Origin of the sequence: Collimonas rhizosphaerae, from assembly GCF_038896935.1 — a bacterium.
Lineage (GTDB): Bacteria > Pseudomonadota > Gammaproteobacteria > Burkholderiales > Burkholderiaceae_D > Collimonas > Collimonas rhizosphaerae.
On the sequence record NZ_JBANDC010000017.1, the window covers coordinates 52,153 to 67,296 of the forward strand.

The following is a 15,144-nucleotide window of genomic DNA, read 5'->3' on the forward strand; positions in this document are numbered from 1 at the left end:
GAGCGAAATGGGCAATACAGCGTACGGCAAAACCAGGCGCCAGATAAAACTCGGCACAACCATCCAGGGCGCCGGCACTACTCAGTCCGGTTGGAAACACCCGGATGTGGCGCTCGACGCCAGCACCGATTTCGCGCATTACAGGCAGGTGGCGCAAAAAGCCGAGGCGGGAAAATTCGACTTCCTGTTCATTGTCGACAGTACCTTCATCACGCCAAAATCGGCGCCGCATTACCTGAACCGGCTGGAGCCGCTGACGGCGCTGTCGGCGCTGTCCACGGTGACCAGCCGCCTGGGCCTGGTCGGCACGTTGTCGGTCTCTTTCACTGAACCGTTTACGGCAGCCAGGCAGTTTGCCTCGCTCGACCTGCTCAGCCAGGGCCGGGCCGGCTGGAACGTGGTGACTACCGGACTGGAAGGCGCCGCGCTCAACTACAGCAAGACCGGGCACCTGGCGCACGACGTGCGCTACAAGCTGGCCGCCGAGCATCTGCAAGTGGTCCAGGGCTTGTGGGATTCTTGGGAGGACGACGCCTTTGTCGGCGACCGCAAGACGGGGGTTTTCTTCGATCCCGAGAAACTGCATGCGCTGGATCACAAGGGCGAGTTTTTTTCGGTCAAGGGACCGCTGAACATTGCCCGTTCGAAGCAAGGCCAGCCGGTGATCTTCCAGGCCGGCAGTTCGGAAGACGGCCGCAACCTGGCCGCCAGGAGCGCCGACGCCATCTTTACCATCCACGACACTTTCGAGCAGGCGCAAGAGTTCTACCAGGACATCAAGCGCCGCACCGCAGCTTTCGGCCGTGCGCCGGAAGAGATCCTGGTGCTGCCCGGCATCGACCCCATCATCGGCCGCACCGTAGAAGAGGCTGAGCGCAAATACCAGGAACGGGTCGACCTGATCACCATCGAAGAAGCGCTGGATCAGCTGGGGCGGCCGTTCACCTATTTCGATTTCTCCGTCTATCCGCTGGATGCGCCGTTTCCCGACCTGGGAGAAATCGGCAGCAACAGCTATCGCAGCTATACCGACAAGATCAAGAAAGTAGCCAAGGAAGAGCAGCTGACATTGCGCCAGACCGCATTGCGCTTTGCCGTGCCGCGCAGCAGCTTCATCGGCACGCCGGAACAGGTCGCCGACATCGCGCAAAAATGGTTCGAGCAGGGCGCCGCCGACGGCTTCATCATCGGCACCACGGCCGCCGCCGGCCTCAACGACTTCATCGACCTGGTGGTGCCCATCCTGCAGGCGCGCGGCCTGTTCCGCAGCAAATATGAACACGACACCTTGCGCGGCAACCTGGGCTTGCGATTCGCCGAAAACAGGCACACGCAAGCAGCGCAAGCCGCCAAGAAAATCGCGGCATAAGAACAAATACCAATCAGGCAACCAAGCAAGGGGAAAGCATGTCGTCAGCATCACCTGATAAGCAGTCCAGAGCAATATCCGGCAAGCTCAAGCTCAGCGGCGCCGCCATCGCCGTCGGCAGCCTGTTTGCGGCAGGCCAGGCGATGGCCGCCGATAGCGCCAATATCGGCAACGTCCAGGATGTGATCGTCACCACCGGCACCCGCGATACGCAAAAAGCGGCACGGGAAAGCCTGAGCCCAATCGATGTCGTCAGCGCGGCGGAACTGCAGAAGACCGGCCAGACCGACCTGCGCGATGCGCTGGTCAAGCTGTCGCCCTCGATCACGCGCCAGGCGGTGGGCGCCGACGCCGCCAACCTGACCAGCGCCCTCACCATGCGCGGCCTCAGCCCCAACCATGTGCTGGTGCTGGTCAACGGCAAACGCCGCCATGCCTCGGCCAACATCACCGCCGACTCCGGGCCGCAGCAAGGATCGACGCCGGTCGACATCGACCTGATCCCGGTCAGCGCGGTCGACCACATCGAGATCCTGCGCGATGGCGCTGCCGCCCAGTACGGCTCGGATGCGATCGCCGGCGTCATCAACATCATCCTCAAATCTTCCAGCCGCGGCGGCGGCGCCAGCACCAGCGCCGGCCAGTACAATACCGGCGACGGCCTGAACTGGGGCGGCGCTGCCGATATCGGCACGCAGCTCGGCCGCGACGGCTTCCTGCACCTGAGCGCCGAGTACCGCAACCAGGACCATACCAACCGCGGCGGCCTCGACAGCCGCACCGGCACCAAGGTCAACAAGATCCTGGGCGATCCGCAGATCGAGCGCGAGTCGGTCGCCTTCAACGCCGGCTACGCGCTCAACAACGATGTCGAGCTGTACAGTTTCGGCACCTACGCGCACCGCACCAGCGCCAGCTACCAGAACTATCGGCTGCCGTCGGTACTGCCGGCGCTGTATCCCAACGGCTTCACGCCGCAGGAAACCAGCAGCGAGAACGACTATTCGCTGACCGGCGGCGCCCGCGGCGACCGGCTCGGCGCCTGGCATTGGGACCTGAGTTCCACCTACGGCGGCGACGACATCGATATCGGCATGCGCGATTCCGCCAACACCAGCCTGTTCGCCGCCACCGGCAGCACGCCCACCGGTTTCCACCTGGCGCAATACAAGAACTTCCAATGGACCAATAACCTGGAACTGGGACGGCCGCTCGACCTAGGTTTCCTGCCGGCTCCCCTGAATCTCTCGCTCGGCGCCGAGCACCGGCGGGAGACGTATGAAGTCGGCGCCGGCGACGCCGCTTCGTCGTTCGGCAGCGGCGCCCAGGCCTTGCCGGGCCTGGGCGCGCTCAGCGTCGGCAAGTTCTCGCGCAATGTGCTGGCCAGCTACCTGGATCTATCGACCAGGCTGACGCCGCAGTGGGAAGTCGACCTGGCTGGCCGCTTCGAACACTACAGCGACGCCGGCAACACCACCAACGGCAAGTTTTCGACCCGCTATGAACTCGATCCGCGCCTGGCCGTGCGCGCCACCGTCAGCACCGGCTTCCGGGCGCCGTCGCTGGCGCAGGAGTACTACACCAGCCTGGCGGTATCGCCCACCAGCGCCACCGGCTTGCTGGGCGTGAATTCGGCCGCCGCCAAAAGCCTGGGCGCGCAGCCGCTCAAGCCGGAAAAATCGACCAGCTTCAACCTTGGCATCGTCGCCGAACCGATCGACAAGCTGAGCGTCACTGTCGACGCCTACCAGATCGGCATCAAGGACCGCATCGTGCAAGGCGGCAGCTATTCCGGCCAGACCGCGATCGACGCCCTCACCTCCTCCGGCCTCAACCTGCCGTCCGGCCTGACTTCGGTGCAGGCCAGCTATTTCGCCAACGGCGTCGATACCCGCACGCGCGGCGTCGACATCGTCGCCGCCTACAAGACCAGCCTGAAAGAATGGGGCCGGATCGACTGGGATTTCGGCGCCAACCTCAACCAGACCAGCGTCACCAGGGTAGCCAGGGACGCCAACGGCAATATCCTGCTGAACGCGCAGCAGATCGGCTACCTGACCAGCGCCACGCCGCGCAACAAGCTGATCCTGGGCGGCGTCTGGAGCAAGGATAAATGGGGCGCCAGCCTGCACCTGACGCGTTTCGGCAAGACCTCCACCGAAGCTACCTACTACACCGGCCCCAATGCATTCTCGACCACCACCTTCAACCACATCGAGAACACGCCCAAGTTCATCACCGACCTGGAAGTGCGCTACGCCTTCACCGGCAATTTTCAGGTGGCGCTCGGCGCCAACAACCTGTTTAATATCTATCCAGCCAAGCTGCCTGCGGAAAACCGCTACCTGGGCGTGTCGCAGTACAACATCTACTCGTCCCAGATCGGCGTCAACGGAGGTTTCTATTACCTGAGAGCCAACTACAAATTCTGATTCCTGCACAACCCAAGGGCGATATAAAACATGCAAAACACTATCAGCAGGCGTCAATTGTTATCCCTGGTCGGCAAGGCGGCGGGCGGCGCCGCCATGTACCAAGCCATGAGCAGCCTTGGTTTCGCCGCCCAGTCCACCTATAGCGGACCGCTGCAGCTGCAGGGCGCGCCGCGCAACATCACGGTCCTGGTCCTGGGCGCCGGCATCGCCGGGCTGGTGGCGGCCTACGAGCTGCGGCAGGCGGGATACCAGGTCAAGGTGCTGGAATACAACAAGCGCGCCGGCGGCCGCGCCTGGACCCTGCGCGGCGGCGACGAATACACCGAACTGGGCGGCGCCAGGCAGCGTTGCGAATTCGACCAGGGCCACTACCTCAATCCCGGTCCCTGGCGCATTCCCTACAATCACCACGCCGTGCTGGACTACGCCAAACGCCTCGGCGTGCCGCTGGAGCCCTTCATCCAGGTCAACTACAACGCCTACCTGCATGCGAAAAAAGCCTACGGCGGCAAGCCGCAGCGCTATCGGGAGGTACAGGCCGACTACCATGGCTACGTAGCCGAACTGCTGGGCAAGGCGGTCAACCAGAACCAGCTCGACGCACCGTTGACGCGCGAAGACCAGGAAAGGCTGCTGGAGTCCCTGAAAAGCTGGGGGGCGCTCGACAAGGATTACCGCTACCTGTCCAGCCCGCTCAGCAGCGACCGCCGCGGCTACGATGTCAGCCACGGCGGCGGCTTGATGCCGGCCTCGGTGCCGTCCAAGCCGCTGGAACTGAAGGAACTGCTGCAATCGGGGCTGTGGCAAAAGCTGGCCGCAGGCAGCGTGCAGGAATTCCAGAGCTCCATTTTCCAGCCGGTCGGCGGCATGGACCAGATTGTGCAAGCGCTGTACCGCCAGGTGCGCGACCTGGTCCAGCTCAACGCCAAGGTAAGCAAGATCGAGCAAGGCGCCGACGGCGTCGCCGTTACCTACACCGATACCGACGGCGACGGCGCGCCGCGGCAAGTCAAGGGCGACTGGCTGCTATGCACCATCCCGCTGTCGATCCTGAGCCAGATCGAGATCGACGCCGGCCAGCCGCTGCAAGATGCGATACGCGCCGTGCCCTATGAAAATTCGGTGAAGATCGGCCTGCAGTTCAAGCGCCGCTTCTGGGAACAGGATGAGCATATCTACGGCGGCATCAGCTATACCGACCAGGCCATCTCCACCATCGGCTATCCCTCGACAGGTTTCGGCCATCCCGGCAAAGGCGTCTTGCTGGGCGCCTACATATGGGGGCCGAACGCCTACGAGTTCGGCGCCCTGGCGCCGCAGCAGCGGGTGCAGCTGGCGCTGCGGCAAGGGGCGCAGCTGCATCCGCAATATCCGGCGGAATTCGAGAACGGGATTGCGGTCAGCTGGAACCGGGTGCCTTTCATCAACGGCTGCTTCGGCGCCTGGACCGACGAGTTGCGGGCGCAGCACTACAGCAACCTGTGCCAGATCGACGGCCGCATCGCGCTGGCCGGCGAACATGCGTCCTACATCCCGGCCTGGCAGGAAGGCGCCGTCCTGTCTTCGCTGGACGCCATCAGCCGCTTGCACGCGCGCATCAAATCCAAGGCATGAATCGGAAAACCATGAAAAACAGCAGAATCGCATGGCGGCTGGCGCAAGCCGCATTTCTTTGCAGCCTCGGCAGCGCGGCGCTGGCCGCCAGCGACGCCAGCGACGTTCCGCTGTCGGACGGCTGGCGCTTCGCCGAGCAAGACGGCGAAAGCCTGTACCGCGCCAGTTGCCAGGGCTGCCACATGGCCAAGGGCGAAGGCGCGGCAGGCGCCGGCCGGTTCCCGGCGCTGGCCGACAATCCGCGCCTGGCAAGCGCCGCCTATCCGGTCTATAACGTGCTGCACGGCTTGCATGGCATGCCCAGCTTCGGCAAGTACATGAGCGACGACCAGGTCGCCGCGGTGGTCAACTTTACCCGCACCCACCTGGGCAACCACTATCCCGACCCGGTGACGGCGGAGGATGTCCGCAAACTGCGATGAGCCGCGGCGCCTCGCTCGCCATTTTTCTTATCAGCCTGAAAGAGAACATGAAAATTGCATTTACCCAGCCGGCGCTGATGCGCTGGATGTTGGCCGCAGCCGTCGCGCTTGGCTGCCACACAACGTTGCATGCTGCCGACGCCCCGGTATTGCGGGTCGGCGACCAGCGCCAGGGGACGCGTGGCATCCTGGAAGCGTCCGGCCTGCTGAAGGATCTGCCGTACCGCATCGAGTGGTCGGATTTCCCCGCGGCGCAACCGTTGGGCGAAGCCCTCAACGCCGGCGTCATCGATACCGGCGCGCTGGGCGATGCGCCGCTGATCTTCGCCCTCGCCGCCGGCGCCCGGGCGCGCGCGGTGAGCGTTTCGAAACTGCAGTCGGACGGCCTGGCGATTGTCGCCGGCGCCAATTCGACGGTGACCGACGTCGCCAGCCTGAAAGGCCGGCGCGTTGCCACCACGCGCGGCTCGATCGGCCACTTCCTGGTGATCGTCGCCCTGCAGAAAGCGGGACTCAAGGTCAGCGACATCAACCTGCTGTTCCTCAATCCTTCCGACGCCAAGGCAGCGCTGGCGGCCGGCGCGGTCGATGCGTGGTCGACCTGGGATCCCTATGTCGCCATCGAGGAATTGCATGACCACGCCAAGGTCGTCGTCAACGCCGTCGGCCTGCGCGATTCGTATACTTACCAGGCCGCCACCGACGACGCCATCCGCAACAAGCGCGCCATTCTGGCGGATTTCCTGCAGCGCGTGGCCGACGGCCAGCGCTGGGCGCTGGCTCATCCGCAACAGGTCGCGGCAGCGCAGGCGCGCATCACCGGCTTGCCGCAAGAAGTCCTGACCTATGTCTATGCCCGCGCCAAGCTGCATCCGGTGCCGATCGACGCCGCGGTGATGCGGGCCCAGCAGCATACTGCCGACGTCTACGAAAGCGCCGGCGTCATCCCGCGCCATCTTGACGTCAGGCCCAGCTTCGATACCAGTTTCACCCTGAAATAACTTATCCCCTGCCATTTTTATTATGCTCAATTTTCATATTTTATTATTATAAATAATTCGTTTTGTAATAATCAGACTCCCCCTATCATCACTTCACGATAGCAGCCGGCATCGCGCCGGCGCTGCCTTCAAGCACAAGCCCGGACACAGGGCGCACTCCAGAAGACATCGCATCGCCATATCAACCACACAGGGGAGTTTCATGCGGTCATTGCATCAACACAAGCGCCGGCGGGTACGCAGCCTATCCTTCGCCACACTGCTGTCGGCAGGCCTGGCCGGCAGCTACAGCCTGGCTCATGCGCAACAGGAGCAAGGCAACGACGGCGGGAAAAAGGCTGCCACCAGTATCGGCCAGGTGCAAGACGTGGTGGTCACCACCGGCGTGCGCGGCGAACAGCGCACGGTGGCCGACAGTCCGGCCCCGATCGATGTCATCAATGGCGAGCAGCTGCAGCATACCGGCCGCGCCGAGCTGAGCGAAGCGCTGGCGCGCCTGCTGCCTTCATTCAATTTCGGCACCAACATCGCCGGCGTCAATTCGGTGATCCGCCCGGTCAGCAACCGCGGCCTGGGCCCGGCCTACACGCTGGTGCTGGTGAACGGCAAGCGGCGCCACAATTCGGCGCTGCTGACCAACGGCGGCGGCGACAGCAGCGGCGTCAACGCCGTCGACCTCGATACCATTCCATTGTCCGCCGTCGACCATATCGAAGTGCTGAAAGACAGCGCGGCAGCACAGTACGGATCCGATGCGGTAGCCGGCGTGGTCAACGTGGTCTTGAAAACCGCCAGCCACGGCGGCAGCTTCAGCGTCGATTACGGCAGCCTGTACGGCGGCAACGGCAACCTGGAAAACCGCAAGGTGGCCGGCGACATCGGTTTCGAGCTGTCCAACGACGGCTTCATCCATTTCAGCGCCGACGCCCGCAAGCGCGGCCAGTCCTGGTGGAACCTGCCGGCCACCAACACCAACGTCTATTCGCCCGCCAGCAACCCCAAGAACGCCAACTGGAACCGCGACGGCGCGCACAACGGCGATCCCGGCGTGGAAGCCTATAACATCGCCTACAACGCCGAATTGCCGCTGAAGAAAGGCATCACCCTGTATTCATTCGCCACTGCGGGCACCAGCAATGTCGTCTCCGGCAACAACTTCCGCCGCCCGAACGGCCTGGCCACCATCTCGCAGATCTACCCGGACGGCTATTTCGCTCTGAACAACGCCAGCTCTTACGATTTCCAGGTGACCGCCGGCGCCAAGGGCAAGTCCGACGGCTGGAACTGGGACCTGAGCAGCGGCTACGGCAAGAACCATGTGCGCCAGTACAGCAACCTGACCATCAATCCCTCGCTGGGGCCGGCCTCGCCAACCAGCTTCGATGAACTGGCCACGTTCCAGTTCGAGCAATGGACCACCAATGCCGATTTCACCAAAGCCTTCAGCCTCGGCCTGGCCAAGCCGGTGCAGCTGTCCTGGGGCCTGGAGCAGCGCAGCGAACGTTTCTCCACCTATGCCGGCGATCCGCTCGGTTACATCAACGGCGGTTACATCTTCAAGCCGGGCGACCAGGCCGGCAATCCGAATGTCGGCAGCCCGGCTTCGGTAGGCGCACAAGGCGCGATCGCGCTGGCGCCGCAAGACGCCGCCAATATCCGCCGCAACGTCCAGGCGGCCTATGCCGACGCCGGCTTTTACCCGACCGACAAATGGTTTGTCGACCTTGCCGTGCGCGGCGAGCATTACGACGACAGCGCCGGCAACACCATCAGCGGCAAGCTCAATTCGCGCTATGACCTGACGCCGCAGATCGCCGTGCGCGGCACCGTCGGCTCCGGTTTCCGCGCGCCGTCGCTGACCCAGATCGGTTATGCCCAGACCGACAACCGCACCAACATCAACCCGGTCACCGGCGCGGTCGGCCCCAGCCTGTCGAAGCTGCTGCTCAACGATTCGCCGCTGGCGCGCGCGCTCGGCGCGCAAGACCTGAAGCCGGAGAAATCGGTCAATTTCGGCCTCGGCGTGGTCCTGAAACCGGCTGACAACCTCAACATCACGCTGGACGCCTACCAGGTCACGATCAAGGACCGGATCATCCGCACCGGCTACCTGTTCGGCCCGGCCTTGTCGCCGCTGCTGCAATCGCATGGATTGACAGGCAGCGAATGGGTGCAGTATTTCGCTAACGGCGTCGACACCCGCACCCGCGGCCTCGACCTGGTAGCCGACACCGCCACCGATTTCGGCCGCCTCGGCGTAGTGCGCTGGAACGCCGCGCTCAACTGGAACCGCACCGACATCACCAGCATCAAGGCGACTCCGGCCCAGCTGAACGGGCTCGGCGCCAATCCGGGCGGCAGCCTGACCTGGTTCGGCTATTCGGCCGGCGGCGGCATCGGCGAACTGACCTCGTCCCAGCCGCGCACCAAGCTGATCCTGGGCGGACGCTGGCTGGTGCGCGATTTCGACGTCAACCTGCAGGCCACCCGCTACGACTCCTACCTGTGGCGCACCACGCCAACCCTGTCCTACAAGTTCGGCGCTAAATGGATCACCGACCTTGACGTCACCTATGCGCTGACCAAATCCATCAAGCTGACCGTGGGCGCTGCCAACCTGTTCGACGTCAGGCCTGACAAGAACGGCCCGGGCGACGCCAGCACCGGGGCTTCCAGCTTCTATTACGGTCCGTCGCCGTTTGCGCCGACCGGCGGTTTCTACTATGCCAAGGCTACTTATGAATTCTAGACACGCATCGCTCGCCGGCCTGCTTCTGCTGGCCGCCCTGGCCGGTGCCGGCTGCGGCAGGCAGCAGCCGGCACCGGCAGCCGAGTCCGGCCCGCCCGATCTCAGCAAGGTCACGCTGGTGCTTGGCGACCAGGTGAACTTCACGCGCACCAAGGCCGAAGCCGCCGGTGTGCTGGAAGGCGTGCCTTACAAGATCAAATGGGCCAGTTTCCAGGGCGCGGCGCCGCTGTTCGAGGCGGTACGTTCGGGCGATGTCGATACCGCGCCGGCGGCCGATACGCCGGTGCTGGCGGCGGCTGCCGGCGGTGCGCCGATCAAGCTGGTGGCGGCTGCGGTGTCGCCGACCGCGCCCGCCGGAGTAGCCATACTGGTGCCGGCGGGATCGCCGATCAAGAATGTGGCGGACCTCAAGGGCCGTTCGGTCATCGTCTCCTCCGCGCGCGGCAGCGTAGCGCAATACGTCTTGTTCGGCGCACTGCGCGAGGCCGGCCTGACGGAGCATGACCTGACCATCGGTTTCATGCTGCCCGGCGACGCCTCGGTGGCTTTCTCGTCCGGCAAGATCGAAGCCTGGGCCACCTTCGGCACTTACCAGGCGTCGGCCGAACTGCACGGCGCCCGCGTGCTGCGCGACGGCGTCGGCATCTACAGCGGCACCGGCCTCATCGCCGCGTCCGACAAGGCGCTGGCCGATCCCGGAAAACGCGCGGCGCTGGCCGATGTATTGCAACGGCTGGCGCGCGCCAACGAATGGGTGATAGACCATCCCGCCGAATACGCCAAGGTGTTCGCCAAGCTGACCGGCCTGCCGGACGACGTGGTGGCGCTGGTGCTCAAGCGCGAGCATCCGAAACTGGTGCCGGTCGATGCGCAGATCACCGCGCAGCTGCAAAAGATCGCCGACACCTTTTATGAAGCCAAGCTGTTCCCGATCCGGGTCGACGCCGCCAAATTGGCCGATACCCGGATTTTCCCGCCGCCTTGAACCTTGATCCTGAACCGCAGCGGCATTTCCTGTCTGTCCATCCAACTAAGCGAGGCATCATGACCACACCACGACAACTCAAACTCGGTTTCATGCTGCATGGCGTCGGCCCCGGCTGGGGCGACTGGCGCCATGCCGATGCGCATCCGGGCGCCAGCATCGATATCGATTTCTACACCCGCCAGGCGCGCCTGGCCGAAGCCGGTAAATTCGACTTCCTGTTCGTCGCCGACAGCGTGCACATCACCGAGAAATCCAGCCCGCATTACCTGAACCGCTTCGAGCCGCTGACCATCCTGTCGGCGCTGGCGGTGGCGACTTCCCGCATCGGCCTGGTCGGCACGCTGACTGTCAGCTACAGTGAACCCTACACGGTAGCGCGCCAGTTCGCTTCGCTCGACCACATCAGCCGCGGCCGCGCCGGCTGGAACGTGGTGACTTCCTGGCTGTCCGGCAGCGCCGCCAACTACGGCAAGCCGCAGCATCCGCCGCACGAGGTGCGCTACCGGATCGCCGCCGAACACCTGCAGGCCGTGCAGGGCCTGTGGGATTCCTGGGAAGACGATGCGCTGACCCATGACAAGGCCGGCGGCCAGTTTTTCGATCCCGGCAAGCTGCATGCGCTGAATCACCAGGGCGCCTACTTTTCCGTACGCGGGCCGCTCAACATCAGCCGTTCGCAGCAGGGACAGCCGGTGATCTTCCAGGCCGGCGCATCGGAAGAAGGACGCAATTTTTCGGCGCGCCATGCCGACGCTTTCTTTACCGCCAGCGAGTCGTTCGAATCGAGCCGGGCTTATTACAAGGATATCAAGGCGCGCGCCGTCAGCTTCGGCCGCGACGCCGGCCGCATCGGCGTGTTTCCCGGGCTGCGCAGCATTGTCGGCGCCACCGAGGAAGAAGCGGAACGCAAATACCAGGAAGCGCTGGCGCTGATCCGCATCGAAGATGCCTTGCCGATGCTGGGACGGGCTTTCAACGACCACGACTTCACGGCTTATCCGCTGGATGCGCCGTTCCCCGATGTCGCCGCCTTCGGCCATGACAGCAACCGCAGCACCGCCGAGCGTATCGTCAAGCTGGCGCAGGACGAAAACCTGAGCCTGCGCCAGGTCGCCCTGCGCTTCGTCAGCCCGCGCCGCGAATTCGTCGGCACCGCGGAACACGTGGCCGATTCCATCCAGCGCTGGTTCGACGGCGCCGCCGCCGACGGTTTTATCCTGGTGGAGACCCTGCCGCGCCAGCTGGACGCCTTCGTCGAGCTGGTAGTGCCGTTGCTGCAGGCGCGCGGCATCTTCCGCCACGACTACAGCCACGAGACCTTGCGCGGCCATCTCGGCCTGGATGTGCCGGAAAACCGCTACACCAGCGCGCGCCGCCTTGCAGCGTAGCCGCCCTTCCTTTACCTGACTGGAGCAAGCCATGCCAAACCACCACAAGGAATCCGTACGCCAGCTGCTGGCCGACCTGCACGCCGAACGCGTCGCCACGATGGACCCGAAGGCATTGAAAATCAATATCGACCAGCGCCAGCTGCTGGTCGATACTGCAGACCGCAAGCGTTTCGCCAAGGCCGGCGACACGCTAACATCTTTCAGCCTGCAGGAAGTCAACACCGGCACACTCACCCTGGACAGCCTGCTGGAACAGGGTCCGGCAGTACTCGTCTTCTTCCGCTTCGCCGGCTGCCCCGCCTGCAACATCGCACTCCCCTATTACCAGCGCCAGCTAGCCCCCAGCCTGAAGAAACTGGGCGCTACCCTGGTAGCCGTCAGTCCGCAAGTTCCAGAACGCCTGGTCGATATCAAGCTGCGCCACAATTTCGATTTCCAGGTAGCTTCAGACATCGACAACAAACTGGCCCGCCAGCTAGGCATCCTGTACACCTTCGACCAGCCTTCGCAACAAGCCGGAATAGCCAGCGGCAAGCCAATCGGCGAAGTCACCGGCACCGGCACCTGGGAACTGCCGATGCCCACCATACTGGCCATCGACCGCGAACGCACAATACGCTTCATCGACGTCGCACCTGACTGGCTGGTAAGGACAGAAGCAGAACCCATCCTCGATGCAGTCAAGGAAATCGTCGCTGAGCAGGAACTGTCGGTATAGCATCGCTGTTGGTTTTGACGTTGGGGTTGCTTTTGAAGTTGCCGTTGAAGTTGGTTTTGACGTTGGGGTTGCCGTTGCTTTTGAATTCCGTATTGGGACGTTGCCAAATCCGGCGCGTGTCAGCCGGGAATTGTGGGGAAAGATGTTTGAGCCGAAGGCGAGTTGTTTTCCCCACCCGGCTGGCACGCGCCGGATTTGGGGACCCGACCGGAGGGAGGGCAACGGCTTTGCGGTCGCCTTTCTTTGCTTACTTTTTGGCGCCCGGCTAGGGGCGAAGCAAAGAAAGTGAGCGGCTGCCGGGCCGCCCCCGGCTTGTACCCACGGAGTAGCTACCGTTTTAAGTAACGATAAACGTCTCTCGCATGCCACCGAACGTGCTCCGTGGGCCGTTAAATGGGGTCAGAGTAATTTTCGCAAAGGGCGCGAAAAAAAACTCTGACCCCATTTGACTACTGTTTTGACGGTTCCGACACCAAGGCAATCTTTGAGTATCCGGCGTCGTTGATCTCACCCATCGTCTCGATCACCTTGCCATATGCCAGCGCCTTGTCGCCACGGATGTTGATGCGCCGCTCCAGGTCTCCCTCCGACGCCTGCTTCAAGACAGCCACCAACGACGCCTTGCTCACTTCATTCTTGTCAACGTAGATCTTGCCCTCCCCATCCAGGCTGACAGCAATCGGCAACTTCTCCTCCTTCAAAGGCTTGGCATTGGAAGCAGGCAAATCCACCTTCACCCCCGACGCCATCAACGGCGCCGCCACCATGAACACAATCAGCAGCACCAGCATGACATCCACCAGCGGCGTAACGTTGATATCGCTCACCGGCCCGCCCAGCTGCCCCGCTACATTGTTCGACAATTTGACCGCCATCTCAAGCCCCCTGCGCAACCAGTTTCGCGCCACCCTTGTGCGCATGCTGCTCCAGGCTGATCGCCTTGCCATGCAGCTCATGCCCGCCCTCGGTATCCACCAGCGGCTCCCCCGACTCCAGCTGCCGCGACAGCTGCACCTCGGTGATGCCGATCAAGGTATTGAGCCGGTTAGCGTAGCTGTTCAATTCACCCGAGGCACGGTTATAAGCGATCACGGCAGGAATCGCCGCCACCAGCCCCAGCGCCGTCGCAAACAACGCCTCGGCGATACCCGGCGCCACCACCGACAAACTGGTGTTGTTGGACGCCGCAATTCCCTGGAAGGCGTTCATGATGCCCCACACCGTACCGAACAAGCCGACGAACGGCGCCACCGAACCGACCGTGGCCAGCACCGGCAAGCCGCGCTGCAGCTTTTCGATCTCGATGCCGCTGGCGATCTGCGCCACGCGGTTGATTCTTTCCTTCAGGCTGTCGCGCTCGGCTTCGCTCTGGTGCAAGCCTTGCTGGTGGCTTTCCTGCCATTCGCCGACGATGGCGCGGTAGATCCGGGCAAACGGATCGGCCGGCCGGTTTTTCAGCGCCAGGCCAAGCTTGGTGAGCGAACGCTGGCCGGCCAGCGCATCGATCCAGGCGCGAGCCCGCTGCTGCAGGCTGCGGAAGCGGAACAGTTTTTCGATGGCGACGCCCCAGCTGGCGACCGAAGCCAGCGCCAGCAACAGCATGATCGCCTTGACGGTGGCGTCGGCCTGCAAGAACAGCTGCAACGGCGACAGATGCGCGGATAGTTCGGTTGGATGCATGGTGTACTCCTGGAAAAAGATGCGTGTTTAGTTAACTTTGAAAACGATGGCGCCCGCCAGCAGGTAGGAGCTGCCGCCGAGGTCGGGCAGTTTCGGGAATGGCGCCGCGCCCTTGATGGCTTCCACGGCTGCATCGTCCAGCGTATCGCTGCCGGAAGTCTGGATATCGTATTTGAGCAGTTCGCCTTGCGGGCTCAGTGTCAACTTGTAAGCTACGCGGCCTTCCTCCCTGCGCATCTTTGCCGCGCGCGGATAGCTGGTGTGGCGGCTGATACGGCTATAGACCTGGTTCACATAGTCGCTGAGAATGCCGTCGTTGCTGATTACCCGCGGCTTGGGCGGGGCCGGCGGCGCTTCAGGCGCAGCGGCCTTGACCGGTTCCGCGGCAGCCGGAACGGCCGGGGTGGCAGGCAGCGCTGCCATTTCCGCCTGTTCCGCTGCAACCGGCGTACTGCGCGGCGCCGGCGTCGGCAACGGCCTGGCGCTGCTGGCTTTCGGCTGCGGTTTTTGCGGCTCTACCTTGGGCGGTCGCGGAGGCTCGGGCTGCACCAGCTGCTTGGGCGCCAGCACCAGTTCAATCACCCGTTCCGGCGCTGCCGGCGGCAACACGCGCTGCGAAAAACCCCATATGGCGGCAATTGCAGCCACATGCAGGCAGAGCGAGGTCAGCGCGCCGGGCTTTTTCCACCATGACCGGCTGCTTTCCAGCGACGCCGCGAACACGTCGTTCGGGTGGGATAAGGTAATAATGCTCATGGCGGATGCTTTGCGATTAGA

At 63.6% G+C, this 15,144-nt stretch carries 12 protein-coding genes; 9 read left to right on the forward strand and 3 right to left on the reverse strand.

Annotated elements, in window-relative coordinates; genetic code table 11:
* Positions 1-7 precede the first annotated feature (7 nt).
* The 9 genes from V8G57_RS20455 to V8G57_RS20495 all read left to right on the forward strand — a co-directional run bounded on the left by V8G57_RS20455 (position 8) and on the right by V8G57_RS20495 (position 12,687).
* Positions 8-1,369: an LLM class flavin-dependent oxidoreductase gene (locus V8G57_RS20455; RefSeq protein ID WP_342830937.1), complete on the forward strand. Its 1,362-nt coding sequence runs from the start codon at positions 8-10 to the stop codon at positions 1,367-1,369.
* Positions 1,370-1,407: 38 nt separating this feature from the next.
* Positions 1,408-3,801, forward strand: coding sequence for a TonB-dependent receptor plug domain-containing protein (locus V8G57_RS20460; protein WP_342830938.1), 2,394 nt, complete (start codon positions 1,408-1,410; stop codon positions 3,799-3,801).
* 30 nt (positions 3,802-3,831) lie between these two features.
* The gene (locus V8G57_RS20465; RefSeq protein ID WP_342830939.1) at positions 3,832-5,418 is read left to right on the forward strand and encodes a flavin monoamine oxidase family protein; all 1,587 of its coding nucleotides are present in this window, start codon (positions 3,832-3,834) and stop codon (positions 5,416-5,418) included.
* 11 nt (positions 5,419-5,429) lie between these two features.
* The gene (locus tag V8G57_RS20470) at positions 5,430-5,840 is read left to right on the forward strand and encodes a c-type cytochrome (protein ID WP_342830940.1); all 411 of its coding nucleotides are present in this window, start codon (positions 5,430-5,432) and stop codon (positions 5,838-5,840) included.
* Positions 5,841-5,887: 47 nt separating this feature from the next.
* The gene (locus tag V8G57_RS20475) at positions 5,888-6,841 is read left to right on the forward strand and encodes an aliphatic sulfonate ABC transporter substrate-binding protein (protein ID WP_342830941.1); all 954 of its coding nucleotides are present in this window, start codon (positions 5,888-5,890) and stop codon (positions 6,839-6,841) included.
* Positions 6,842-7,043: 202 nt separating this feature from the next.
* Positions 7,044-9,590: a TonB-dependent receptor plug domain-containing protein gene (locus tag V8G57_RS20480; RefSeq protein WP_342830942.1), complete on the forward strand. Its 2,547-nt coding sequence runs from the start codon at positions 7,044-7,046 to the stop codon at positions 9,588-9,590.
* Positions 9,580-10,575 carry an ABC transporter substrate-binding protein gene (locus V8G57_RS20485; protein ID WP_342830943.1) on the forward strand — a complete coding sequence of 332 codons (996 nt, stop codon included), beginning with the start codon at positions 9,580-9,582 and terminating at the stop codon, positions 10,573-10,575. The genes V8G57_RS20480 and V8G57_RS20485 overlap by 11 nt, the downstream gene beginning before the upstream one ends.
* 59 nt (positions 10,576-10,634) lie before the next feature.
* Positions 10,635-11,966, forward strand: a complete 1,332-nt coding sequence (locus tag V8G57_RS20490; RefSeq protein WP_342830945.1) for an LLM class flavin-dependent oxidoreductase — start codon at positions 10,635-10,637, stop codon at positions 11,964-11,966.
* A gap of 31 nt (positions 11,967-11,997) precedes the next feature.
* Positions 11,998-12,687, forward strand: a complete 690-nt coding sequence (locus V8G57_RS20495; RefSeq protein WP_342830947.1) for a peroxiredoxin-like family protein — start codon at positions 11,998-12,000, stop codon at positions 12,685-12,687.
* A 449-nt stretch (positions 12,688-13,136) separates the two neighbouring features.
* Here the strand turns inward: V8G57_RS20495 and V8G57_RS20500 are convergent, their stop codons facing one another.
* From V8G57_RS20500 to V8G57_RS20510, 3 genes are read right to left on the reverse strand one after another with little or no spacing between them, the layout of a single operon-like run.
* A complete protein-coding gene (locus V8G57_RS20500) occupies positions 13,137-13,562 on the reverse strand; it encodes an ExbD/TolR family protein (RefSeq protein ID WP_342830948.1) in 426 nt (141 codons plus the stop codon).
* Position 13,563: 1 nt separating this feature from the next.
* Complete coding sequence (locus tag V8G57_RS20505) at positions 13,564-14,367, reverse strand: MotA/TolQ/ExbB proton channel family protein (protein WP_342830949.1); 804 nt, start codon at positions 14,365-14,367, stop codon at positions 13,564-13,566.
* Positions 14,368-14,394: 27 nt separating this feature from the next.
* Positions 14,395-15,123 carry a TonB family protein gene (locus V8G57_RS20510; RefSeq protein ID WP_342830950.1) on the reverse strand — a complete coding sequence of 243 codons (729 nt, stop codon included), beginning with the start codon at positions 15,121-15,123 and terminating at the stop codon, positions 14,395-14,397.
* Between the last annotated feature and the right edge of the window lie 21 nt (positions 15,124-15,144).

Bases quoted from the DNA above. Each gene is read 5' to 3' on its own strand.
- V8G57_RS20510 (WP_342830950.1), bottom strand. From the start codon at position 15,123: ATGAGCATTATTACCTTATCCCACCCGAACGACGTGTTCGCGGCGTCG.
- V8G57_RS20480 (WP_342830942.1), top strand. From the start codon at position 7,044: ATGCGGTCATTGCATCAACACAAGCGCCGGCGGGTACGCAGCCTATCC.
- V8G57_RS20455 (WP_342830937.1), top strand. From the start codon at position 8: ATGGGCAATACAGCGTACGGCAAAACCAGGCGCCAGATAAAACTCGGC.
- V8G57_RS20490 (WP_342830945.1), top strand. From the start codon at position 10,635: ATGACCACACCACGACAACTCAAACTCGGTTTCATGCTGCATGGCGTC.
- V8G57_RS20495 (WP_342830947.1), top strand. From the start codon at position 11,998: ATGCCAAACCACCACAAGGAATCCGTACGCCAGCTGCTGGCCGACCTG.
- V8G57_RS20475 (WP_342830941.1), top strand. From the start codon at position 5,888: ATGAAAATTGCATTTACCCAGCCGGCGCTGATGCGCTGGATGTTGGCC.
- V8G57_RS20465 (WP_342830939.1), top strand. From the start codon at position 3,832: ATGCAAAACACTATCAGCAGGCGTCAATTGTTATCCCTGGTCGGCAAG.
- V8G57_RS20500 (WP_342830948.1), bottom strand. From the start codon at position 13,562: ATGGCGGTCAAATTGTCGAACAATGTAGCGGGGCAGCTGGGCGGGCCG.
- V8G57_RS20460 (WP_342830938.1), top strand. From the start codon at position 1,408: ATGTCGTCAGCATCACCTGATAAGCAGTCCAGAGCAATATCCGGCAAG.
- V8G57_RS20505 (WP_342830949.1), bottom strand. From the start codon at position 14,367: ATGCATCCAACCGAACTATCCGCGCATCTGTCGCCGTTGCAGCTGTTC.
- V8G57_RS20485 (WP_342830943.1), top strand. From the start codon at position 9,580: ATGAATTCTAGACACGCATCGCTCGCCGGCCTGCTTCTGCTGGCCGCC.
- V8G57_RS20470 (WP_342830940.1), top strand. From the start codon at position 5,430: ATGAAAAACAGCAGAATCGCATGGCGGCTGGCGCAAGCCGCATTTCTT.